At 31.8% G+C, this 21,250-nt stretch carries 26 protein-coding genes and 1 riboswitch; of the genes, 4 read left to right on the forward strand and 22 right to left on the reverse strand.

The window, feature by feature from the left end; translation table 11 throughout:
- Nucleotides 1-106: 106 nt before the first annotated feature.
- Together ACFQ1O_RS06705 and ACFQ1O_RS06710 are read right to left on the reverse strand one after the other, a co-directional pair.
- Complete coding sequence (locus tag ACFQ1O_RS06705) at nt 107-598, reverse strand: nuclear transport factor 2 family protein (RefSeq protein WP_377714641.1); 492 nt, start codon at nt 596-598, stop codon at nt 107-109.
- Nucleotides 582-1,064 carry a hypothetical protein gene (locus ACFQ1O_RS06710; protein WP_377714643.1) on the reverse strand — a complete coding sequence of 161 codons (483 nt, stop codon included), beginning with the start codon at nt 1,062-1,064 and terminating at the stop codon, nt 582-584. The genes ACFQ1O_RS06705 and ACFQ1O_RS06710 overlap by 17 nt, the downstream gene beginning before the upstream one ends.
- 102 nt (nt 1,065-1,166) lie before the next feature.
- Here ACFQ1O_RS06710 and ACFQ1O_RS06715 point away from each other — a divergent pair, with 102 nt between their 5' ends.
- Both ACFQ1O_RS06715 and ACFQ1O_RS06720 read left to right on the forward strand, forming a co-directional pair.
- Complete coding sequence (locus ACFQ1O_RS06715) at nt 1,167-2,135, forward strand: NAD-dependent epimerase/dehydratase family protein (protein ID WP_377714645.1); 969 nt, start codon at nt 1,167-1,169, stop codon at nt 2,133-2,135.
- Nucleotides 2,122-2,655 (forward strand): hypothetical protein, encoded by a 534-nt coding sequence (locus ACFQ1O_RS06720; RefSeq protein ID WP_377714647.1) that lies wholly within the window; start codon nt 2,122-2,124, stop codon nt 2,653-2,655. Before ACFQ1O_RS06715 ends, ACFQ1O_RS06720 begins: the two co-directional genes overlap by 14 nt.
- Here the strand turns inward: ACFQ1O_RS06720 and aat are convergent.
- From aat to ACFQ1O_RS06740, 4 genes are all read right to left on the reverse strand, one after another.
- Nucleotides 2,650-3,285: a leucyl/phenylalanyl-tRNA--protein transferase gene (gene aat, locus ACFQ1O_RS06725; protein ID WP_377714649.1), complete on the reverse strand. Its 636-nt coding sequence runs from the start codon at nt 3,283-3,285 to the stop codon at nt 2,650-2,652. The genes ACFQ1O_RS06720 and aat overlap by 6 nt on opposite strands.
- A gap of 224 nt (nt 3,286-3,509) precedes the next feature.
- On the reverse strand, nt 3,510-4,871 hold the full coding sequence (locus ACFQ1O_RS06730) for a short-chain fatty acid transporter (protein ID WP_377714651.1): 1,362 nt from the start codon (nt 4,869-4,871) through the stop codon (nt 3,510-3,512).
- 124 nt (nt 4,872-4,995) lie between these two features.
- Entirely contained in the window at nt 4,996-5,376 is a 381-nt protein-coding gene (locus ACFQ1O_RS06735) for a DUF3127 domain-containing protein (RefSeq protein WP_377714653.1), read from the reverse strand.
- Between the two features lie 23 nt (nt 5,377-5,399).
- Complete coding sequence (locus ACFQ1O_RS06740; RefSeq protein ID WP_377714655.1) at nt 5,400-6,272, reverse strand: flavin reductase family protein; 873 nt, start codon at nt 6,270-6,272, stop codon at nt 5,400-5,402.
- Between the two features lie 89 nt (nt 6,273-6,361).
- On the opposite strand from ACFQ1O_RS06740, the gene ACFQ1O_RS06745 reads away from it, so the two are divergent.
- Nucleotides 6,362-7,510, forward strand: a complete 1,149-nt coding sequence (locus tag ACFQ1O_RS06745) for a sensor histidine kinase (RefSeq protein ID WP_377714657.1) — start codon at nt 6,362-6,364, stop codon at nt 7,508-7,510.
- Here ACFQ1O_RS06745 and ACFQ1O_RS06750 read toward each other — a convergent pair.
- From ACFQ1O_RS06750 to greA, 3 genes are read right to left on the reverse strand one after another with little or no spacing between them, the layout of a single operon-like run.
- Nucleotides 7,488-7,856, reverse strand: coding sequence for a hypothetical protein (locus ACFQ1O_RS06750; RefSeq protein WP_377714659.1), 369 nt, complete (start codon nt 7,854-7,856; stop codon nt 7,488-7,490). The two genes, ACFQ1O_RS06745 and ACFQ1O_RS06750, sit on opposite strands and share 23 nt — an antisense overlap.
- Nucleotides 7,843-8,232: an HIT family protein gene (locus ACFQ1O_RS06755; RefSeq protein ID WP_377714661.1), complete on the reverse strand. Its 390-nt coding sequence runs from the start codon at nt 8,230-8,232 to the stop codon at nt 7,843-7,845. Before ACFQ1O_RS06755 ends, ACFQ1O_RS06750 begins: the two co-directional genes overlap by 14 nt.
- Nucleotides 8,233-8,274: 42 nt before the next feature.
- Nucleotides 8,275-8,751, reverse strand: a complete 477-nt coding sequence (gene greA, locus ACFQ1O_RS06760; RefSeq protein WP_377714663.1) for a transcription elongation factor GreA — start codon at nt 8,749-8,751, stop codon at nt 8,275-8,277.
- Between the two features lie 103 nt (nt 8,752-8,854).
- Here greA and ACFQ1O_RS06765 point away from each other — a divergent pair, with 103 nt between their 5' ends.
- The gene (locus ACFQ1O_RS06765; RefSeq protein ID WP_377714665.1) at nt 8,855-9,319 is read left to right on the forward strand and encodes a hypothetical protein; all 465 of its coding nucleotides are present in this window, start codon (nt 8,855-8,857) and stop codon (nt 9,317-9,319) included.
- Between the two features lie 60 nt (nt 9,320-9,379).
- Here the strand turns inward: ACFQ1O_RS06765 and ACFQ1O_RS06770 are convergent, their stop codons facing one another.
- The 13 genes from ACFQ1O_RS06770 to pgi form a co-directional block, all read right to left on the reverse strand.
- On the reverse strand, nt 9,380-9,526 hold the full coding sequence (locus tag ACFQ1O_RS06770) for a hypothetical protein (protein ID WP_377714667.1): 147 nt from the start codon (nt 9,524-9,526) through the stop codon (nt 9,380-9,382).
- A gap of 388 nt (nt 9,527-9,914) precedes the next feature.
- Complete coding sequence (moeB, locus tag ACFQ1O_RS06775; protein ID WP_377714669.1) at nt 9,915-10,976, reverse strand: molybdopterin-synthase adenylyltransferase MoeB; 1,062 nt, start codon at nt 10,974-10,976, stop codon at nt 9,915-9,917.
- A gap of 39 nt (nt 10,977-11,015) precedes the next feature.
- Nucleotides 11,016-12,131: a 2-iminoacetate synthase ThiH gene (gene thiH / locus ACFQ1O_RS06780; protein ID WP_377714671.1), complete on the reverse strand. Its 1,116-nt coding sequence runs from the start codon at nt 12,129-12,131 to the stop codon at nt 11,016-11,018.
- 5 nt (nt 12,132-12,136) lie between these two features.
- Complete coding sequence (locus ACFQ1O_RS06785; protein ID WP_377714673.1) at nt 12,137-12,901, reverse strand: thiazole synthase; 765 nt, start codon at nt 12,899-12,901, stop codon at nt 12,137-12,139.
- A 148-nt stretch (nt 12,902-13,049) separates the two neighbouring features.
- Nucleotides 13,050-13,700 carry a thiamine phosphate synthase gene (thiE, locus tag ACFQ1O_RS06790; protein WP_377714674.1) on the reverse strand — a complete coding sequence of 217 codons (651 nt, stop codon included), beginning with the start codon at nt 13,698-13,700 and terminating at the stop codon, nt 13,050-13,052.
- A 1-nt stretch (nt 13,701) separates the two neighbouring features.
- Entirely contained in the window at nt 13,702-14,469 is a 768-nt protein-coding gene (locus ACFQ1O_RS06795; protein WP_377714676.1) for a hydroxymethylpyrimidine/phosphomethylpyrimidine kinase, read from the reverse strand.
- Entirely contained in the window at nt 14,453-15,058 is a 606-nt protein-coding gene (locus ACFQ1O_RS06800) for a thiamine phosphate synthase (protein WP_377714678.1), read from the reverse strand. The genes ACFQ1O_RS06795 and ACFQ1O_RS06800 overlap by 17 nt, the downstream gene beginning before the upstream one ends.
- 3 nt (nt 15,059-15,061) lie before the next feature.
- A complete protein-coding gene (gene thiC / locus ACFQ1O_RS06805; RefSeq protein WP_377714681.1) occupies nt 15,062-16,921 on the reverse strand; it encodes a phosphomethylpyrimidine synthase ThiC in 1,860 nt (619 codons plus the stop codon).
- An 88-nt stretch (nt 16,922-17,009) separates the two neighbouring features.
- Nucleotides 17,010-17,213, reverse strand: a complete 204-nt coding sequence (gene thiS, locus ACFQ1O_RS06810; protein ID WP_377714683.1) for a sulfur carrier protein ThiS — start codon at nt 17,211-17,213, stop codon at nt 17,010-17,012.
- A gap of 40 nt (nt 17,214-17,253) precedes the next feature.
- Nucleotides 17,254-17,355: riboswitch (TPP riboswitch) on the reverse strand.
- A 19-nt stretch (nt 17,356-17,374) separates the two neighbouring features.
- Nucleotides 17,375-17,773, reverse strand: coding sequence for an alternative ribosome rescue aminoacyl-tRNA hydrolase ArfB (arfB, locus tag ACFQ1O_RS06815; protein ID WP_377714685.1), 399 nt, complete (start codon nt 17,771-17,773; stop codon nt 17,375-17,377).
- The gene (locus ACFQ1O_RS06820) at nt 17,766-19,145 is read right to left on the reverse strand and encodes a DUF4301 family protein (RefSeq protein ID WP_377714687.1); all 1,380 of its coding nucleotides are present in this window, start codon (nt 19,143-19,145) and stop codon (nt 17,766-17,768) included. Before ACFQ1O_RS06820 ends, arfB begins: the two co-directional genes overlap by 8 nt.
- 87 nt (nt 19,146-19,232) lie before the next feature.
- The gene (locus ACFQ1O_RS06825) at nt 19,233-19,664 is read right to left on the reverse strand and encodes a hypothetical protein (RefSeq protein ID WP_377714689.1); all 432 of its coding nucleotides are present in this window, start codon (nt 19,662-19,664) and stop codon (nt 19,233-19,235) included.
- A 5-nt stretch (nt 19,665-19,669) separates the two neighbouring features.
- Nucleotides 19,670-21,247: a glucose-6-phosphate isomerase gene (gene pgi / locus ACFQ1O_RS06830; RefSeq protein WP_377714691.1), complete on the reverse strand. Its 1,578-nt coding sequence runs from the start codon at nt 21,245-21,247 to the stop codon at nt 19,670-19,672.
- Nucleotides 21,248-21,250 lie beyond the last annotated feature (3 nt).

Consider the following 21,250-nt stretch of genomic DNA (forward strand, 5'->3'; position numbering starts at 1 on the left):
TTGCGATGCTCAATGTAGTGATTTTTAAGTCTTTATTTGTCCATATCTCATTGTTTTAACAATCCTTTAAGAAATAAAAAACCAAGAATTAATTCTTGGTTATCTTTTACTTTCTTGCTTGTTTAAGTTTTTGAATGAGGGAATCATCAAATTTTTCTTTTAATTTAATTAAGTTTTCTACATTATTATTAGGAACTGTAATAGACAACACATAATGTTTAATTTTCCATTCCCCATTAATTAGTTGCATTACACCAGAACCTCTGCATATTTTCATTTGAGTATCGAGTAACTCGTCAAACCAAGCTATTTCTTCGTTTACATATATATTTCTATCAATAGCGGTAAAACTCCATGCTTTGCCTTTATCAAAATAAGGTTTAGAAAACTCCTTAAATTCTTTATTCTGCCAATTTTCGGTAGCATCTGTTCCAATAAAAACACTATCGTCTGTCATATAACCAAAATACTGATCATAATTTGCTTCAGAAGCTGCTTGATGCCACTTATCTAAAACCTCGTTTATTTGTTCTTTTTCTTGTGCAAAAAGAACCCCAGAAAAAACAAACATTAATATTGCCTTACTTATACAGTTCATAGTCTTTTTCTTTTATAATTAAAGCCTCAATTTGACCTACAAAAGTATTATAAGCTAACAAAACCTTATTTAATTGAGTATCTACATTAGTAACAACATTGTCTTTTAAACCCTGCTCTAACATCAAAGTCTCAGTTTCTAATACTTTTACTCTAGCTTCTATAGCTGGTTTTTTAAATTTTTCTGGAATAGACTTTTTAAGCTCTTCTAATTTTGTTTTTAACAGCTCTATATCTTTAACGGTACTAATCTCTCTTGAGAACAGTTGATTTATTTCCAATTCTAAACCAGCTATTTCTGCCCAATCATCAACCAATGGTGCACTTTTTTTAATCGCTATTTTTTTATTTAATGTACTATCCTTTTTTATTTCTTGTTGGTTGTTACTTGTTTCATGAACAACTGGTTCTTTTTTACAAGCAATACTACTTACAAACAACATTATTGCTATAATTCTATAAATCATACCTTCTCATTTTACACAAATATAATTTATAAATGCTTCTATAAAGAATACTGATTAAATTTTAAGAAATAATTATCTTTGCAATCCTAAAATGTAAAAACCATGACCCCTAAAATATTAATAATTGGAGCCTGCGGGCAAATTGGATCTGAGCTAACATTATCATTACGAACTAAACACGGAAATGAAAATGTTATTGCTTCTGATATTAGAGAGGGCAGCGATGCTTTAATGCAATCTGGTCCTTTTGAAATTATTAATGCCATGGATTTTGATGCTGTTAAAAATTGCGTTGAGAAACATCAAATTACAGATGTTTATTTATTAGCAGCCATGTTATCTGCTACTGGAGAACAGTTTCCGATGAAAGCTTGGGATTTAAACATGAATTCTTTATTTCATGTTTTAAACTTGGCTAAAGACGGGATAATTAAAAAGATTTTTTGGCCGTCTAGTATTGCTGTATTTGGGCCAACAACACCTAGAGAAAACACTCCACAACATACTATTATGGAACCAACAACTGTTTATGGTATAACCAAACAAACTGGAGAAAGATGGTGTGAATATTACCATTCTAAATATGGTGTAGATGTTAGGAGTATTCGCTACCCAGGTTTAATTAGTTGGAAAACTTTACCCGGAGGAGGAACAACAGATTATGCAGTTGACATTTATTATAAAGCCATTCAAGATAAAAAGTACGAGTGCTTTTTAAGTAAAAACACTGCTTTACCTATGATGTATATGGATGATGCCGTTAGAGCTACCATAAGTATCATGGAAGCACCATCAGAAAATATTAAAATCCGATCTTCTTACAACTTAGGAGGTATTAGTTTTACTCCAGACACAATTTCAAAAGTAATACAACAACACATTCCTGATTTTACCATTAGTTATGCTCCAGACTTTAGACAAGCAATTGCTGATTCTTGGCCAAAAAGTATAGACGACACCAATGCGCAGCAAGATTGGAATTGGAAACACGAATACAACTTAGAAGCAATGACTAAAACTATGTTAGATAACCTAAGTAAAAGTTTATCGGTAAAAAATGAAAGCAATTAAAGTTCTTTCTCGATTATCTTTAATACCACTTATCATAGCATTGATTTTTAAATCAATGCACTGGCCGGGATCATTATTTTTACTAATCGCTTCTGCTTTTTTACTAATGCTTTTTTATGGCATAAAATTCTTTAAAACAAAAGAAAAAAGTACATCTGAATATTTTAAAATTGCCACAATTGTTGGTTTTACCATCTATGTTTTTATTGATGTTGTTTTAGACTTCAACATTCTAGGCTTAAATCATTTATATAAAATATTACTTTTAGCGTACCTAGTGGTAAAATTTCAATATGAAGGAACTTCAACCAAACAAAACATATTAGCAACTATCTTTTTTTGGTTTGGAGCCTTATTATTAGTTGGAGGTTCTTTTTTGAAACTAATGCATTGGCCTGGCGGAAACGCTTTTTTAATATTAAGTGCAATGATCGGCATTTTATGGGTTATTGCTAGTTTATTCAATAAAGATTACAATACATTACCTAAAAACGAAATTGATGATATAGGTAAATCATAAATAACTTAAAAAAACTTCTCTATCTATTTCTTTAGCGCCTAAACTTTCTAAATGATCGGTATGAACTTGACAGTCTATAAGTCGATAATCTTGTTGTTTAAGTTTTTCTACTAAACATATAAAACCATATTTTGAAGCATTACTCACTTTAGAAAACATGCTTTCTCCACAAAATATTTTTTTGTCTTTTAAATCTATTCCATACAAACCTCCTACTAATTCATCTTCTTTCCAAACCTCTACTGAAACTGCTATTCCTAATCTATGCAACCCTTTGTATGCTTCTATCATTTCTAAAGTAATCCAAGTATCCTCTTGATCTGGCCTATATATTTTAGCGCAATTTTCTATCACTCTTTCAAAGCAAGTATTATATGTCACTTGAAAAACCTCTTTTTTCAACAATTGCTTCATACTTTTAGACACTTTTAACTCTTCAGGAAACAAAACCATTCTAGGATCTGGGCTCCACCACAAAATAGGTTCTTCTTCACTATACCAAGGGAATATTCCAGAATTATAGGCCAATAAAAGTCTTTCTATAGACAAATCTCCTCCTATAGCTAATAATCCTTCTGGGGAGGCTTGTACTGGATTAGGGAATAAAAGTTCTTTAGAAAGAATATGCATGAATTAATTTATAAAGTTTAAATATACGACTAACATCCTTACCATTCATCTAAAAACTCTTGAATCCCTTTGAATTCAAGCTTTTTTTGAGCAAATTTGTAAGAGATCTTATTGGATAAATTTTGTTCATCATTGCTTTTAAATTTGTTTATGTAAGGTCTAAAACCTATAACCATAAAGCGAAAATCCTGATTTTAAAATCAGGATTTTTATTTTCATTATTTCTACAACAACAAAAGTCCTAGTATATAAACAACAGAGCCTAAAACCATTAACAACAAGGTATAAGGTAATATTTCTCGTGCTTTTAGTTTAGTAATACCCAATAAAGGTAAAGCCCAAAATGGTTGCAACATATTTGTTATCTGGTCTCCATAAGCTAAAGCCATAATTGCTTTAGGTAATGGCACTCCTAACTTTAAGGCAGACTCAACAATAATAGGCCCTTGAACAGCCCATTGACCTCCACCACTAGGAACGAATATATTGACCAAGCCAGCACTAAAAAATGTAAATATAGGTAGCGTTGTTTCTGTTGCCACTGATGCAAAAAAATCGGATATATCTGCTACCATTCCAGTACTTTTCATGACTCCCATTATACCAAAATATAACGGAAACTGAATTAAAATACCCGAAGTTCCTTTTATCGCTTCCTCCACTGCCTTGATAAAACGACTAAAACTACCGTGTAACACAATTGCTAAACCAATCATGAAAAAATTCAATGAGTTTAGCCCTAAATTTAAATCCAAAGCATCTTTTCCATATTTATAACCATAAAAAATCAACACTATCAACCCAAAAACATATGCTAATATTTTAGAGTGATCTAACTTTTCTGCACCACTTATCTTTCCTTCTGAAGTTTCAAATTGATATTCTGGCAAATTCAATTCTGTTGGTTTTACTTTACTAGAAATAAAACGTAAAAACAACGGAACACAAATAAGTAATACAGCAAATATTGATAAATTCCACCAACTAAATACCGTCTCACTAGTCGATATTAAATCTGGCAACCTGCTTGACATATCACTCCCTAACATTTTTTCTAAATGCCCACTTTCTGCAACTTTTAAAGGAGCTGAACCACTCATACCACCATGCCACACCATTAAACCTACATACCCAGCAGCACCTACTAACGGATAATTTAATTTTATACCATTTTGCTGAGCATACTCCCCTACTTTTCTTGCTAAAATAGCCCCAAAAATGAGCCCTAACCCCCAATTAAAAAACGCTACCATCATAGTAGAAATACTAACCAATATTGCCGCACTTGCTGTAGATGTAACCATTCTTGTTAACAATAGTATTAACTTACTTACTGGCTTAGACAGCACTAGCACATGCCCTAAAACCAAAATTAACATCATTTGGTAAGCAAAAACCAAAAGACTATTATTCCAAATACCGTTTTCCCAATATCCTAGAATTGTAAATAGATGATTTTCTGAACCCGTTGAATCTGTAAAAAAAAACGCTAAACTTATTGTTAATAAGGTAAGAAGTATTGCTATAGTAAAAGGAGAAGGAAGAACCTTTCTAAATACTGTTTCTATAGTTTGAGTAATATTCATAAGGAGTAGTAATTCTTAAAGGTGTTAAATTACTAAATATCTTCAAATAAAAAACCTCACAAGTATACTTAGCCTAAGCTCTGTAAATAACCTGTGAGGTCTAAATTGTATTTTACCTTAACTATTAAAAAGGTAAATCGTCGTGATCTTCTTCTTTAAAATCAGAAACTGGCTCAAATGCATCAACAGGTGCTACTGGTGGCATATCTGGTGTACTTGGAGCAGCTGGCTGCAAGTTTTCTATTCTCCATCCTTGAATAGAGTTAAAATACTTAGTTTCTCCTTGTGGATTTACCCACTCTCTACCTCTTAAGTTGATAGAAATTTTAATCTGTTGCCCTACTTGGTAATTGTTTAACAAATCACATTTATCTTGAACAAACTCTACTAAAATATGTTGAGGATATTGCTCTTCTGTAGTTACAACAACCTCTCTTTTTCTAAACCCATTACTTCCGAAAGTTTGAGTTTGCCCTATCATTTTAATTCTTCCTTGTACTTCCATTTCTATCTATTTATTCTTCTATTCTATTTTGCTAATAATATTTTCCAAGCAGTTACAACTTCTCCTTTAGCTAAAAAGTCTTGAGCTTTTTTATGCATCTCTTCTTGAGTTGCTTCTAATATATGAGAACAGCGTTGTTGAGTCTGCTCTATAAATGTATTTACTTCTTCATCTGAAGGAATTGCTTCTACATTACCTAACATTCCCAAATCATTACCCGTTAAAACTTTACTATTTCTAATATGATCTGGAATAGCATCTACCCCAACCCCCATAGTAGCAATTGGTTTTGGTATTTCAAAAAATCCTTCTTTAGCTCTACTGTAAAAACTTCCTCCTGCTCTTGCTACTAAATCAATTTTATGCTGATCTATTCTTCCTTCCTCATCTAAAACAGCTTCATTTATATGCACTTTAACCACTTCACAAACAATCATATTTCCAGCTCCTCCATTCTCTCCTAAAGCAACTACTTCGTTAACTTTACATTCAAACTGAACTGGGCTTTCAGCAACCCTAAATGGCGTAACCTCATCTGATTTCAACATTGTAAAACCAGCTTTTTCAAACTCATTCACTCCTTTTGGATATGCTGTACTAGCCAAAGACATTTGATGTACCATATCATGATTTACCACATTTACTACCACTTCTTTAGTTGCAATACAATTATCTAATGTATGTTTGGTTGTGTTATCTCTTACACTTCTAGCAGGAGAAAAAACCATAATAGGTGGATTCGCGCTAAATACATTAAAAAAACTAAACGGGGCTAAATTAGGGTTTCCTTCTTCATCAACTGTGCTCGCAAAAGCTATAGGTCTTGGAGCTACACTTCCTAATAAATATCCATGCAATTTTGCTGTAGAAACTTCGTTTGGTTTTATAGATAACATTTATCGGCTTTTTAGAGCCCCAAAAATAACCATAATTCATTGAACAAAAAACCTTATTTTAGTTCAATCTTATAGATTTATAAACAGCTATGTTCACAAACAAAAATATTTTTCGTTGGATTAGTATTGCTATTTCTTTCATTATCGTTGCTCTTATTTTATGGAACACATACCAATTTTCTCAAAAATTTAAAGAAGAAGAAAGAAAGAAAATGGAAATATGGTCGCTGGCTTATAATGATATTTTACAAAATGTAGACGACTTAAACGCTAATGTTACTACTTTTTCTGTAGATATACTAAATAACAACACAACAACTCCTATGATATTAGTAAATTCTAATGGAGAATACGATCTTAGAAACATTAACAACGTTAAATCTACAGACAGCAGTAAAATAAAAAGCCTGATTAACCAATTTAAAGAAGAAAACACCCCTATTGAAGTTACTAGTAAATACTTAAATCAAACTATTTATTATGGCAATGCTCCATTAATAAACAAAATGAAATACTACCCTTTAGCTTTACTATTAATCATTTTTCTATTTGGAGCCGTTATTTACTTCTTTTATAGATCTACCAAAAATGCAGTACAAAATAAACTTTGGGCCGGAATGGCTAAAGAAACAGCTCACCAAATAGGAACTCCTTTGTCTTCTTTAGTTGGTTGGGTGGAATTGCTAAAAACTGAAGACATAGATAAAAGCACTATTACAGAAATTAATAAGGACATCGATAGGCTTCAAACCATAACCGATCGTTTTTCTAAAATTGGATCAGTTCCTAAATTAGAACGCAAAAATATTGTTATTGAAACCGAAGAAACCTTTAGATATCTTGAATCTAGATCATCTAAATTGGTTACTTTTTCTTTTGAAGCTCCAGAGAGAGAAATTTACGCCAACATTAATAGTCAATTATTTAGTTGGACTATTGAAAACATGGTTAAAAATGCAATAGATGCTATGAAAGGAAAAGGTAACTTAAAAATATCTATAGCTCCTTTAGAAGATTTTGTTAAAATAAAAATTGAAGACACTGGAAAGGGAATACCTAAATCTGAATTTAAAAAGATTTTTGAACCCGGACACACTACTAAAAAACGTGGATGGGGATTAGGCTTATCACTAGCTAAAAGAATTATAGAAGATTACCACAACGGAAAAATAAAAGTGCTAAACTCTGAAATTGACAAAGGAACAACTATGCAAATTAGTTTAAAAACAGTTGTTTAAAACCTTCAAGATTTTGCTGTATTATTTTAGATTCTTCATAAGATATTCTAAAATTAACCAGTGAAATTTTAAACGTATCATCATGATTTAATTTTAAACTAAATGATATTGGGCAGTAAACTAAGTTCTCTAGATCTGTAATTGAATACTCTTTAAATAACTTGTTTTTGTAATACTTTAAAACACTCGTTTTAGTAACTATTAAGTAGTCATATTTTTTTCTTCTAAATAAAAAATATAGAAATCCTAATACGCTTTCTGAAAGCATAGTTTCAAAAAAACTATCTTCAGTCTTTTTCTTTAAAAGAATTACACTATCTTTTTCTTTATATTCAGAATGCTTCATTAATCTGTTTAGCAACAGCTTCAAAGTCTTCTGGAGTTAATTGCTGTTTATTGATAAAACGAGCATCTTCCATTGTAGTTAACGGAATTAAATGTACATGCACATGTGGCACTTCTAGACCAATAACTGTCATACCTATACGTTGGCAATTGATTACTTTACGCATTGCCAATGCAACCTTTCTAGAAAACTGCATTAACTCTGTATATTCATCTTCTTCTAAATCGAAGATTTTATTGGTTTCTTTTTTAGGTATGCAAAGTGTATGTCCTTTTGCATTTGGATTGATATCTAGAAATGCTAAAAACTTATCGTTCTCTGCTACTTTATAACAAGGTATTTCTCCGTTAATTATTTTCGTGAATATAGTTGACATGGTTGGTATAGTTTTAATCTACTTTAGCAATGGCATTGTTAATTAAGCTCTAGAAATTTCTAAAATCTCAAACTTCATAATCCCACTAGGAACCTGTACTTCTGCTATATCACCTACAGAGTTACCTAATAAACCTTTACCAATTGGAGAACTTACAGATATTTTACCCGATTTTAAATCGGCTTCACTTTCTGCTACTAAAGTATAAGTCATCTCCATTCCGTTCATTTCGTTTTTAATTTTAACTATTGAATGAATTAATACTTTAGAAGTATCTAGCTGACTCTCGTCTAAAATTCTTGCGTTAGCAAGCGTATCTTCTAACTTAGATATACGCATTTCTAACATTCCTTGAGCTTCTTTAGCTGCATCGTACTCTGCATTTTCAGATAAATCTCCTTTATCTCTAGCATCTGCAATAGCTTGAGAAGCTTTTGGACGCTCTATATCTTTTAATTGATTTAATTCTTCTCTTAATTTTTTTAATCCTTCTGCAGAATAATAAGATATTTTACTCATAACTTCTTTTGTTAATCTTTTTTTACTTCATACATCATATAACACAAAAAATCCCGTTATAAACAGGATTTCCTCTAACAAATATAATAAATTTATTAGTTATATGCTTACATTGCAGACAAATAATACCATTGGTTATATGAAGCGTTTTTTTCTTATTATTTCTGTATTTACCCTACTTGTTGGATGTAATAACGACAACGCAGACGCTAGTTGTGTAAGCAGGCAATTACCCAACTATGGATTTGAAGTTACTATTAACTTAACCTTTTATAACAGTTTGCAATTTACAGGCAATACCGAGTATATATCTGGATATGGTGTAAAGGGTTTTTATTTATACAACACCGGAAGCTCTATTGTTGCTTTTGAAGCTAGTGATCCAGCACATGCACCAAGCGAATGTTCTTTAATGTCTAGAGTTGGTATTGAATTAAGTTGTGAATGTGGAGATGGAAACAAATACCAGATGCTTACAGGACAACAAACAGAAGGAACTGGCGGACACTGCTTACGAGCTTATCGAGTGGATAACTTAGGCAATAATATGATAAGGGTATCTAATTAATAGTTAGCAACTTAGTATTATGATATTACTTCATGCTTTTGATATTAGGTGCTTATATGGTTATGAAATAGAACCTGAAAGAATGTTTTTGTGTATGGGTTCATTCTTGATACTCATTTTTATTTCTTCAAAAGTAATTTCTTGGGTATTACCGAAGAGTAAAAAAGCATATACTTCTAAAGTTGACAAACCTGTCGAAATTAACATTTTACCACTTGAATCCTTTCAGGCTTACCCAAATAACAACAAGACAACTTTTATTGCTAGATTACTTATAATTGCTTTAATATTAGTTTTTGTTTTTAGGCCAATTAGCAAAGTTCTAAATTTAAACTAGTGTAACCTGGAAAGAATTACAAAGAAAACTATTAGGCAATATATTAAGTGCAATATGCTAAAAAATAACACCCAAAAATTCTTTTTCTTTACAGAAACCGAATAACCAAAAAGAAACAATCCTACTAAACCTAAAAAGAACGTAATTACAGATCCATAAATTACCAACATTGGATTTAACACACTAAACTCAAATCTAAGGAAGAAAATTAAATTAACACATGACACAATAAATTGCACCATTACTACTTTATTAAATTTAATACCCAAAAACGCCTCCTTTTAAATTAACCAATAGTTTAGTAAACCCTTTATCTTTTAAAATATCAATAGCCATTTTACTACGCACACCAGCTTTACAATACACAACCAAATCTTTTTCTTGAGAAATCTCTGTAAATCGATCATGTAACTGACCTAACGGAATGTGCTGACCACCAATGTTATATTGAGCATGCTCATAATCTTCTCGAACATCTAGTAAATTATAATCTTCTGAAGACACTTCTAATTCTTTAAGAGTTATTTCTAGATTAGATTTTGGCAAACCACAGAAAAAATCATAATCGGAATCTAATTGAGTAATTACAATGGCTTCGTTCTTTTCAAAACCTAAAACTAGTTGTTGCATACTCAAAGCATCATACGTCAGTAGCTTGCCAGATAACACTTCACCAATTCCACAAATCATCTTTAATACTTCATTGGCTTGTAAGCTACCTATAATACCCGGTAACACACCTAAAACTCCAATTTCTGAACAATTAGGCACTTCGTTTGGTTTTGGAGGATTTGGATATAAACACCTATAGGTTGGTCCGTTTTGGTAATTAAATACCGATACTTGACCTTCGAACTTAAATATAGACCCAAACACAACTGGTTTATTGGTTAATACAGCTGCATCATTTACTAAATATCGAGTTGGAAAATTATCACTCCCATCAACAATAATATCGTACCTAGAAAATAACTCAATCGCTATTTCTGAAGTTACTTTTTGTAAATAGATTTCAAATTCTACAAACGGATTTAAACCCGATAACTTATTAGCTGCTACCTCTGCTTTAAATTTTCCTATATCGTCATGAGAATAAAGTATTTGACGTTGTAAATTACTCTGATCTATTATATCGTGATCTATTACACCAATTGATCCTACACCCGCCGCTGTTAGATATTGAAGAATCGGACAACCTAAACCTCCAGCACCAATGACTAAAACTCTAGCCTGCTTTAATTTTAACTGGCCTGATTCTCCTATTTCATCTAAAATTAAATGACGGTTGTATTGATTATTTTCTTCTGGCGACAAAAACATTATCCGCTTAATTATTTTATTAAAATGACACTTAGTGTCTTACTCCCAATTATTAGCCCAATCTTTCCATACTACTTCTAGACCTTGCTCTTTTAACATTGTAGCAATTTCTTCTGTACTACGTTCATCAGATATCTCGAATTGCTCTAAAGATTGTGGTTCTACTGCATAACCACCTGGATTTGTTTTAGATTCTGCACTAATAGAGGTAATTCCTAAATTCACAATATTATTTCTAAACACTTCACTTTCGCGAGTAGAAATAGATAACTCCACATCTTCATCTAGCAACCTAAACGCACATATTAACTGTACCAAATCTGGATCGGTCATTTCCACTTTTGGTTCCAACCCTCCTGAATGTGGTCGCAACCTAGGAAAAGAAATAGAATACTTAGTCTTCCAATAGGTTTTCTGTAAATACTTTAAGTGCAACGCTGTAAAAAAGCTATCAGCTCTCCAATCTTCCAATCCAAATAAAGCTCCTAAACCTATTTTATGAATTCCTGCTTTTCCTAATCTATCTGGAGTATCTAATCTGTAATCAAAATTTGATTTTCTCCCTTTAGGATGGTGCTTTTTATACTCATCTCTATGGTAGGTTTCTTGATAAACCAAAACAGCATACAAACCATTATCAATTAATCGCTCATACTCTTCTTGATCTAATGGTTGAACCTCTATCGTTATATTTGAAAAATGCTTCCTAATTAAGTTTATAGCATTGCTAATATAATCTACTCCAACTGTTCTATTAGCTTCACCCGTAACTAATAAAATATGATCGTACCCCTTAGATTTTATATACTCAACCTCTTTTAATATCTCGGCATCTGTAAGGGTTCTACGCGGAATTTTATTGGTTAAACTAAATCCGCAATAAGTACATATGTTTTGGCACTCATTACTCAAGTACATAGGAGAATACATCTGTATTGTATTTCCAAAACGCTTCTTAGTAAGTTGCCTACTCAACTGAGCCATATCTTCTAAATAAGGTCTGGCAGCAGGTGATATTAAAGCTTTAAAATCTTCTAAATTTCTTTTATTAGATCGCAAAGCATGTAATACATCATTCTCTGTTTTAGAAAGAATACTAGCTAAGGTATCATCCCAATTATATGTATCGAATATGTCTTGAAAAGTTTTATTCATCTTACTTAGCTTAAAAAACTAGTTAACGGGCTACTTGCCTCGGCTTTTTTATGCACCACTGGAGCTAGTTTAGCTTCATAAGCCATTCTACCTGCTTCTACTGCCATTTTAAAAGCTTTAGCCATTTCTACCGGATTTTGAGATACCGCAATAGCCGTATTTACCAAAACAGCATCAGCCCCAATTTCCATAGCATGAGCCGCATGGCTCGGACTACCAATTCCAGCATCTACTACCACAGGAACATTACTCTGGTCTATAATAATTTCTAAAAACTCTAAGGTTTTTAAACCTTTATTACTCCCAATAGGAGCTCCTAAAGGCATTACGCATTGAATTCCTACTTCTTCTAAACGCTTGCACAAAACAGGATCTGCATGTATATACGGCATCACTACAAAACCTAGCTTCACTAATTCTTCTGCAGCTTTTAAAGTCTCTATAGGATCTGGTAATAAATATTTAGGATCTGGATGAATTTCTAACTTTATCCAATTAGTTTCTAATGCTTCTCTAGATAACTGAGCAGCAAACACTGCCTCTTTTGCATCTCTAACTCCAGAAGTATTAGGCAATAAATTAATTCTTGGGTGATCTAAATGAGTTAATATATCATCTTGATCATCTTCAACGTCAACTCTTTTTAACGCTACTGTTACTAATTCACTCTCTGAAGCTAACAAGGCTTCATTCATTAATTTAGAGGAACTGAATTTACCAGTTCCTGTAAATAATCTTGAGTTAAACTCTTTATCTGCTATTTGTAACATTTTTTTTTGTTTGAGGAGTTTAGTAATTAAGAAGTAAAAGCTTACAAAGCAAGCAGAAGTTAAGTAGAATAATAAAACACGAATCTTCTTAACTTCTGTTTTAGCTTACTAAAACCCTAACTTCTCAACTCCTTAATTCCTATTAATTTCATTTATTTTCTTCTGGTTGCCAACGTTGTTCTTGAGTTGGGCCACCATTTATAATTTCTTTAAACTTAGATATGCTATTAAAGTTACGAGTGATTTCTCCTGAAACTGCAATACCATACACCCCTGTTATTAATATATCTAATACATCATTCTGAGTAATACCTCCTATAGCAATAACTGGAACATCTGTATTTAATTCTTCTAGTATAGTTAGATATCCTTTTTCTCCTAAAACCGGACTTAAGTTATCTTTGGTTTTAGTAAATCTGAAAGGTCCTAAACCAATATAGTCTACTTTCTTGTCAATTAACACCTTGCTATCATCAAGCGTATTAGCTGTTCCACCAATTACTTGCCAAGAGTACAATTCTTTTCTAACCTTAGCAGGGCAAGCATCTGTTTTACCTAAATGAACGCCATCTGCTTTAACTTCAATTGCTACTTTATAATGATCGTTGATAATTAATCTCGTTTGAAAATGAGCCGTAATTTCTCTAGCTTTTTTTGCGGTTTCAAGAACTGTATTATCATCTAGATTCTTTAATCGCAACTGAACCCATTCAACTCCAGATGCGCAAGCTCTCTGTATGTTCTCTAAATGTTCTTGCGGAGTAGCTCCTTGTGATATGTATTGTAACTTACTTATCATATTACTTCTTTGAATGATAACCCAATAAACTCTTATTCGAACTTAAAAACTTCTCCGTATACCTTTTTCCTCTATAGCATGCCTTTAACAATGGAAAACCCAAAGCTAAATAACTAGCAATAGCAGATGAAAGCACACAACCGCTACCATGTTTTTCTGAACAATTAGGTAATTTCGGATTCAATGAATATTTCTTACCTTCTTTAGTATACAACTCATCTTTACCTAATTTATCTAAACGATGTCCTCCTTTTAAAAACAAGTTGGTTTTCTTAGTTATATGAGTTATTGTTTCTTCTATATTCTTATCCGGATATAATAATTCAATTTCGTTGTAATTTGGAGTTAGTAAGTAAATTTTAGATAAAATATCATCAAAAGACCTCTCGACTTCGCTCGAGGTGACATTTGAGTGAAACTGAAAATTAGAACTCGACTTTAAAACTGGATCTAAAACAATTTTCGTTTTGGAATTATGATTTAAAACTGTTTCTATAATTGTGTTTAAAACCTCAAAATTTTCTACTATTCCTATTTTAACAACATCAATCTGAAAGCGATTAAACAACACTTTTATTTGAGCCGTTATTTGTTCTATTGGTAACCAATAACAATCTTGAAATGACTGATCATCTTGTACCGTATTAGCTGTACAAACCGATAAGCCGTAACATTTTAATATCTCAAATGTTTTCACATCAGCAGTTAAACCCGCTCCGTTAGAAGGATCGAATCCTGCAATGGTTAGTATATTAGGTCTTGCTTTCAACTGTAGCGTATTCCTCTTTTAATTCCTTAAAACTTTCAACTGGATTATCTGTATTCCATACTCCTCCTAAAACTCCAACTCCTTTAAACCCTAATTCAATTGTTTTAGCTAAGGTTTTAGAATTGATTCCTCCCATACCAACAATTAACTTGTCGATATGATTAACATCAAACCCTCTTCCTTCATATCCTTGTTTAGATATAGAAGAGAAAACGGGGCTTAGCAAATGATAATCAAACTCAAAATAACAATTTTCTAATTCTTCTGGTTCATGAAAAGAAGAACTGATGGTTTTGCCAAACATATTCAGGTCTTTAAAATAATGACCCGGATTATCTATATGGTCTCTTCTTTTTTGTTCCTGAAAATGTATTCCTTTTAAGTCATATTCATTAATTAACTCATGATGATAATGGATTACAATTCTATTGTGGTATTTAGTTTCTATGGCATCTAAATAATCACAATGTTCTTGATATGATTTATTAGGCTTTCTAAAATGATAATATTCTAATCCTGCCTCAAAAAGCTGATTCAGGATTAGAATTTCATTATCAATATCATTTTCTGGAGCTATAAGAACAACCATGTTTTATAAATAAATCTCAGAACCTTTTTCTTTAAATTCCTCTGACTTTTCTTCCATTCCTTTAGCAAAAATCTCGTTGTTTTCGTCAATTTCATTCTCAGCTGCAAAATCACGAACTTCTTGAGAAATTTTCATTGAACAGAATTTAGGTCCGCACATAGAGCAGAAGTGAGCTATTTTTGCTCCTTGAGCTGGTAAAGTCTCATCATGGAACTCTCTTGCTTTTTCTGGGTCTAAACCAAGATTAAATTGATCTTCCCATCTAAACTCAAACCTAGCTTTACTTAATGCATTATCTCTGTGCTGCGCTCCTGGATGCCCTTTAGCTAAATCGGCGGCGTGAGCAGCTAACTTATAAGTAACAACTCCTTCTCGTACATCATCACGGTTAGGTAAGCCTAAGTGTTCTTTTGGAGTTACATAACACAATACAGCACAACCGTACCAAGCTATCATAGCTGCTCCAATACCAGAAGTAATATGATCGTAACCTGGAGCTATATCAGTAGTTAAAGGTCCTAAAGTATAGAAAGGTGCTTCATCACAAGCTTCTAATTGCTTGTCCATATTTTCTTTAATCATATGCATTGGCACGTGACCTGGACCTTCTATAAAGCATTGCACATCATGCTTACGAGCTAACTTTGTTAATTCTCCTAAAGTTTCTAATTCTGCAAACTGTGCCTCATCATTAGCATCTGCAATAGATCCTGGACGTAAACCATCTCCTAAAGAGAAAGCCACATCGTATTGTTTTAATATTTCACAAATCTCTTCAAAGTGTGTGTATAAGAAATTTTCTTTGTGATGTGCTAAACACCATTTAGCCATAATTGATCCTCCACGAGAAACAATTCCTGTTACACGCTTAGCCGTCATAGGCACATAACGTAATAATACACCAGCATGAATAGTAAAGTAATCTACTCCTTGTTCCGCTTGTTCTATTAAAGTATCACGGAAAATCTCCCAAGTTAAATCTTCAGCAACTCCATTTACCTTCTCTAAAGCTTGGTAAATTGGAACGGTACCAATTGGAACTGGTGAATTACGAATAATCCATTCACGAGTTTCGTGAATGTTTTTACCGGTAGATAAATCCATGATAGTATCTGCTCCCCAACGGCAAGCCCATACCGATTTTTCTACCTCTTCTTCTATAGATGAAGTAGTTGCTGAATTACCAATATTTGCATTAATTTTTACCAAGAAATTTCTACCTAAAATCATAGGTTCAGATTCTGGGTGATTGATGTTATTAGGTATTACCGCACGCCCTCTAGCTACTTCTGATCTAACAAACTCTGGAGTTATTTTTTGGGGAATTGAAGCTCCAAAATCTTCTCCTTTATGTTGCTTTACAATCTCAGTCATTTCATCTATTCGTTGGTTTTCACGAATAGCAATGTATTCCATTTCTGGAGTGATAATTCCTTGTTTAGCATAATGTAACTGGGTTACGTTTTTTCCTTCTTTCGCTCTTTTAGGCTTGTGCTTTAAATTGAAACGCAAATGATCTAGACTTTCATCATTCAAACGCTCATTACAATATTCTGAAGAGAACTCATTTAATTCTTCTACATCATTTCTATCCGTAATCCATTGCTCACGAATACGCTCAATACCATTATGAATATTTATTTCTTTATTTGGATCTGTATAAGGCCCTGAAGTATCATAAACAGTTACAGGCTCATTAGGAGTTAACTTACCTGTCATAGTATCTTTAGTATCACTTAATGTGATTTCTCTCATAGCTACTTTTATCTCTGGATGAATTTCTCCCGATACATAAATCTTTTTCGAATTAGGAAAAGGATTTCTTGTAATCCCTTGCTTTGGCGCCGTGTCTTTTTTCTTCATAATATTAATAGTATTGAGTAATCAGTACAAAGTAATGAGTACTTAATTTTTATTTTAATTCACTTTTTATATCTATCACAAATGTGGCTTAGCCACCTTGAGTTGCTTTAATAATTAAGATGTTGTCTCCGCTTAATAACCTTTGACTAGTCCAATTATCTCTTTTAATAATGTTTTGATTAATAGCAATCGCAATACCGTTAGATGATATATTTAATTCATCTATTAGTTTTTGCAATGATGTATTTTCTTGTATTTGCTCTGTTTTTTGGTTTACTGTTACAGTAATCATATCCTAAAATTTTAGTAAACCCAGAGTAATTTGGTAAGAGTCTTATCAATTAACTTTTCCCTCCGTTGGTTTCAGCCAAATCAGGTTCTAAGGATATTTCTCAAACTAACTATAAAACAATTAGTTACTCCTAAAGTTTACGATGACAAAGATAACTGATTTTATTCTAAATCTGGTTTTCTTCTATTATTCTTTATATTTTTTCTATGATCTTTATTCTTTAAGCGCTTTAAAATAGAGGCTTTACTTCTTTTAGTAGCCATACGTTTCTTTTTAACTTTAAGATTATTACTTAATGATTCAAATAATCTTTTAATAACCAAGTCTTTGTTTTTGTGTTGACTTCTACTTTCAGAACAAGTTAAAATCAGACTGCCTTCTTTGGTAAGTTTTAGGCGAGTTTGAAGCAATTCTTTTTCAGATTCGGATAATCCTAAAGAATTAAAAACATTAAATGTTAATTCTATTTTAGAGGATACTTTATTTACATGTTGCCCACCAGCTCCAGAACTTCTTACAGCTTTAAAAACACATTCTGAAACTATAATGGATTTATCCATTTTGATGATTTGGTTTTAATAAATCATTAACCGTTTTTACCGGATTAAATGTATGAGAAGGTACTTCTACAAAAACAGTAATCCAATCTGCCATTGCTCCATTCCATAATCCAGGTCTTTCTAATGCTTTTATTAGTTTTCCATTTCTTGATTTCTGAGTAATAAAAACAGCTTCTTCATCTACAAACTCAAGCAAATTAAATTTTTCTCCTTTGTAGTTTTTTACTCCACAAACAATATCTACTGGGTTAAAATGAGTAGCTTGATTCATTATTTTTAATTGCTCTGGATCATTTTTATCCATTTGAGCTCCTTCAACTATTTGAAGAGAAACGTCTCCGTTTTTATCACAAACCCAGAATGGTCCTCCACCAGGTTGCCCTTCGTTCTTTACCATTCCACAAATACGTATTGGTCGGTTTAGTTTCTTTATTAAAAAACTGTTCAAATTACTAATTTGTTCTGGCATTACAATGTTTAATTCTTGTTTAGCGAAATCTATTATTTCATTAACTTCAGTCGGCCCAAGAGGATTTGAAAGCAATTCTAAATAACCAAACACTTTATTTTGCAGCTCTAACAATTTACCTCCTAAAGCTTTTTTATAAACAATATTTTTAGTTTCTACTTTTTCAATAGCTACATTATCTATGTTTTTAATAAAGACAATATCTGCATCTATGTCGTTTAAATTTTCTATTAAAGCTCCATGGCCTCCAGGTCTAAAAAGTAATTCACCATTTTCCTCAAAAGGGTTATTTTCTAAATCTACTGCAATAGTATCTGTACTAGGTTTTTGAAAAGAAAAACTTACTTCTTTTTGATAATTAACTTCTTTAAGTTTTAACTCAAAATTATTTAAATGATTTTCAGAAATAGTAAAATGCAATTTATTTACATACAATGATGTATGCTTTAATTGCTCTTCGAAAGCTGTTTTATTGTGAAAAGGTATGAGTCCCTTAGGTAATTGACCAAAATTTAAACCTTCTGAACTTAATACAAACTCTAGGAGTTCTCTTTCAGATTTTTTCTTTTCTTTAGGGATAGAATTCACAAATAAAAAGCGATTTATATTTTCAAAAAAATCAGCTACAGTATCATTAGCAATACCTGTTTCTAAAAACAAAAACAACTCCTTAAACATTCTAGTTGCCGCCCCCGACGCAGGAATAAATGCTACAATATCTTTATTTTCTACATCATTAAAAACGTTTGCACTTTTACTCTCATCAATTCTTATAATACCGTCTTGAATTAAAGCTGGCTTAACTAGTTTGGTTTTTTCTACCCCTTTTTTAAAATATTGTATTTGGTTAGAAATCTTTTTTAGATCTTTCCCTAGCTTCTTAATTTTAAATTCAATATCCATTAATTTTAATTCAATCTATTTTTATAAAAATAAAAAAAGCTACCAAAAAAGGCAGCTATTTTCTATATATTTTATTCTATTATTATACTAACTCAACCAGTTTTTCCATGGAATCATAGCTAACATTGCTAATAGAGCTAAACCATAAGTAATTGTGATTGTTCTTAACTTAGAAGCTGAAGTTCTTAACTTTTTATGCTTCGAATAACCGATTGTAATTAACATTACTACAATAATCATTGTAAAAGGGTGTTCTACATTTCTCATTCGCAATATTGAATCCTTCATTATTTCACCCATGCTATTCTCTCCAAAATCATTAGCTACTACAAACAAAACAATTCCTAATAACAATTGAATATGAGTAACAATTAAAGCAAACAAAGCTAATCTAAAATCTCTTGCAGAAAACTCTCTTTTTGAAGCAAGACCTGCAAAAGCATTTATTGTTGCCAATACAACAACAACAAGTACTAAATAAGCCCAATATGAATGTAAAAATTTTAATGTTGGATACATAGTGATTAATTTTTATAAAAATTTAACAACAAAGATTCTCTTTGCTTTTCATTATTTTCATTTATTTTTTCAATAATTCCTCTCGACAGCTCTTTTCCCAGTTCTACTCCAAATTGATCATAACTGTTAATATTCCACAAAATTCCTTCAACAAAAATTTTGTGCTCATATATGGCTAATAGTTTACCCAATGAACTAGGAGTTAACTTTTTAATCAAAATGGTTGTAGATGGTTGATTACCATTAAAAATTTTGAAAGAATTGTCTATATTTTTACCATAAGTCCCAAAAGCCAAAGCTTCTGTTTGCGCAAATAAATTAGCCATTAAAACATTATGATGCTCTTTGTTTGCTTTTAAAGGATTACAAAACCCTATAAAATCAGTTGGAATTAGATGCTTACCCTGATGGAATAACTGCATAAAAGCATGTTGAGCATTACACCCTACTCCCCCAAAAATTGTTGGACAAGTATGGTAATTAATTTTTTCTCCATTTCTATCTACATTCTTACCATTACTCTCCATAAAGCTTTGTTGCAAATATGGAACTAAGTCTTCTAAATATTGAGAGTATGGTATCACCGCCTCCTGATCTGCTTTAAAAAAATTAACATGCCATATAGTTAAAAAAGCCATTAAAACTGGTAAGTTCTCTTCTAGACTAGCTTCTTTAAAGTGCTTATCGGCTATTTGAGCTCCCGAAAGTAATTCTTCATATTGATTAAAACCAATACTCAAAGCTATAGACAAGCCTACTGCACTCCATAAAGAAAAACGTCCACCAACCCAATCCCACATTGGAAATATATTATCTCTTTCAATTCCAAATTCTTCAGCTTGTTCAATATTTGTTGTTACCGCTACAAAATGTCTTTGGAAAGCTTCGCCTTCTAAATTCTTTACAAACCATTTTTTTATACTTGTAGCATTTTTTATAGTTTCTGCTGTTGTAAATGACTTAGACACAATTATAAAAAGTGTTGTTTCTGGAGGCAAAACACTTAACACTTCGTACAAATGATCTCCATCTATATTTGAAACAAAATGAATATTTAAATGATTTTGATAATGTTTTAGTGCATTACAAACTAGTTTTGGACCTAAATCTGAACCACCGATTCCAATATTAACAATATCAGTAATTTTTTTACCATTAGCCCCTTTATATTCTCCTGAAATAACGCTATTGGTAAAACACTTGATCTTTGCTTTAACATCTCGTACTTCTCTAATGATATTTTTACCATTGAGTAATACAGACTCTTCTTTACTTCTTAAGGCGGTGTGGAGCACTGCTCTTTTTTCTGTAAAATTGAATTCATTCTCTCTAAAATAATTCCTAATAGAGTTTTTTAAATCTAACTCATTTGCAAGACTTATAAATAATTGTTGGGTTTCTCTCGTCCATCTTTGTTTAGAAAAATCAACAAAAAAATCATCAAACCCCACACTAAAGTTAGAACTTCTATTTTTGTCAGCAGCAAACATCTCACTTAAGTGAATAGTACTCACTTGTTTGTAATGTTCTTTAAGCTTTAGCCAAGATTTTGTTTTCTTTGGATTTATTTTTGAAAAACTCATTAA

Source organism: Pseudofulvibacter geojedonensis, assembly GCF_042675745.1.
GTDB classification, from domain to species: domain Bacteria; phylum Bacteroidota; class Bacteroidia; order Flavobacteriales; family Flavobacteriaceae; genus Pseudofulvibacter; species Pseudofulvibacter geojedonensis.

Coding starts and splice junctions, on each gene's coding strand:
- ACFQ1O_RS06705 (WP_377714641.1), bottom strand. CDS start 598: ATGAACTGTATAAGTAAGGCAATATTAATGTTTGTTTTTTCTGGGGTT.
- ACFQ1O_RS06710 (WP_377714643.1), bottom strand. CDS start 1,064: ATGATTTATAGAATTATAGCAATAATGTTGTTTGTAAGTAGTATTGCT.
- ACFQ1O_RS06715 (WP_377714645.1), top strand. CDS start 1,167: ATGACCCCTAAAATATTAATAATTGGAGCCTGCGGGCAAATTGGATCT.
- ACFQ1O_RS06720 (WP_377714647.1), top strand. CDS start 2,122: ATGAAAGCAATTAAAGTTCTTTCTCGATTATCTTTAATACCACTTATC.
- aat (WP_377714649.1), bottom strand. CDS start 3,285: ATGCATATTCTTTCTAAAGAACTTTTATTCCCTAATCCAGTACAAGCC.
- ACFQ1O_RS06730 (WP_377714651.1), bottom strand. CDS start 4,871: ATGAATATTACTCAAACTATAGAAACAGTATTTAGAAAGGTTCTTCCT.
- ACFQ1O_RS06735 (WP_377714653.1), bottom strand. CDS start 5,376: ATGGAAGTACAAGGAAGAATTAAAATGATAGGGCAAACTCAAACTTTC.
- ACFQ1O_RS06740 (WP_377714655.1), bottom strand. CDS start 6,272: ATGTTATCTATAAAACCAAACGAAGTTTCTACAGCAAAATTGCATGGA.
- ACFQ1O_RS06745 (WP_377714657.1), top strand. CDS start 6,362: ATGTTCACAAACAAAAATATTTTTCGTTGGATTAGTATTGCTATTTCT.
- ACFQ1O_RS06750 (WP_377714659.1), bottom strand. CDS start 7,856: ATGAAGCATTCTGAATATAAAGAAAAAGATAGTGTAATTCTTTTAAAG.
- ACFQ1O_RS06755 (WP_377714661.1), bottom strand. CDS start 8,232: ATGTCAACTATATTCACGAAAATAATTAACGGAGAAATACCTTGTTAT.
- greA (WP_377714663.1), bottom strand. CDS start 8,751: ATGAGTAAAATATCTTATTATTCTGCAGAAGGATTAAAAAAATTAAGA.
- ACFQ1O_RS06765 (WP_377714665.1), top strand. CDS start 8,855: ATGCTTACATTGCAGACAAATAATACCATTGGTTATATGAAGCGTTTT.
- ACFQ1O_RS06770 (WP_377714667.1), bottom strand. CDS start 9,526: ATGTTAATTTCGACAGGTTTGTCAACTTTAGAAGTATATGCTTTTTTA.
- moeB (WP_377714669.1), bottom strand. CDS start 10,976: ATGTTTTTGTCGCCAGAAGAAAATAATCAATACAACCGTCATTTAATT.
- thiH (WP_377714671.1), bottom strand. CDS start 12,131: ATGAATAAAACTTTTCAAGACATATTCGATACATATAATTGGGATGAT.
- ACFQ1O_RS06785 (WP_377714673.1), bottom strand. CDS start 12,901: ATGTTACAAATAGCAGATAAAGAGTTTAACTCAAGATTATTTACAGGA.
- thiE (WP_377714674.1), bottom strand. CDS start 13,700: ATGATAAGTAAGTTACAATACATATCACAAGGAGCTACTCCGCAAGAA.
- ACFQ1O_RS06800 (WP_377714678.1), bottom strand. CDS start 15,058: ATGGTTGTTCTTATAGCTCCAGAAAATGATATTGATAATGAAATTCTA.
- thiC (WP_377714681.1), bottom strand. CDS start 16,921: ATGAAGAAAAAAGACACGGCGCCAAAGCAAGGGATTACAAGAAATCCT.
- thiS (WP_377714683.1), bottom strand. CDS start 17,213: ATGATTACTGTAACAGTAAACCAAAAAACAGAGCAAATACAAGAAAAT.
- arfB (WP_377714685.1), bottom strand. CDS start 17,773: ATGGATAAATCCATTATAGTTTCAGAATGTGTTTTTAAAGCTGTAAGA.
- ACFQ1O_RS06820 (WP_377714687.1), bottom strand. CDS start 19,145: ATGGATATTGAATTTAAAATTAAGAAGCTAGGGAAAGATCTAAAAAAG.
- ACFQ1O_RS06825 (WP_377714689.1), bottom strand. CDS start 19,664: ATGTATCCAACATTAAAATTTTTACATTCATATTGGGCTTATTTAGTA.
- pgi (WP_377714691.1), bottom strand. CDS start 21,247: ATGAGTTTTTCAAAAATAAATCCAAAGAAAACAAAATCTTGGCTAAAG.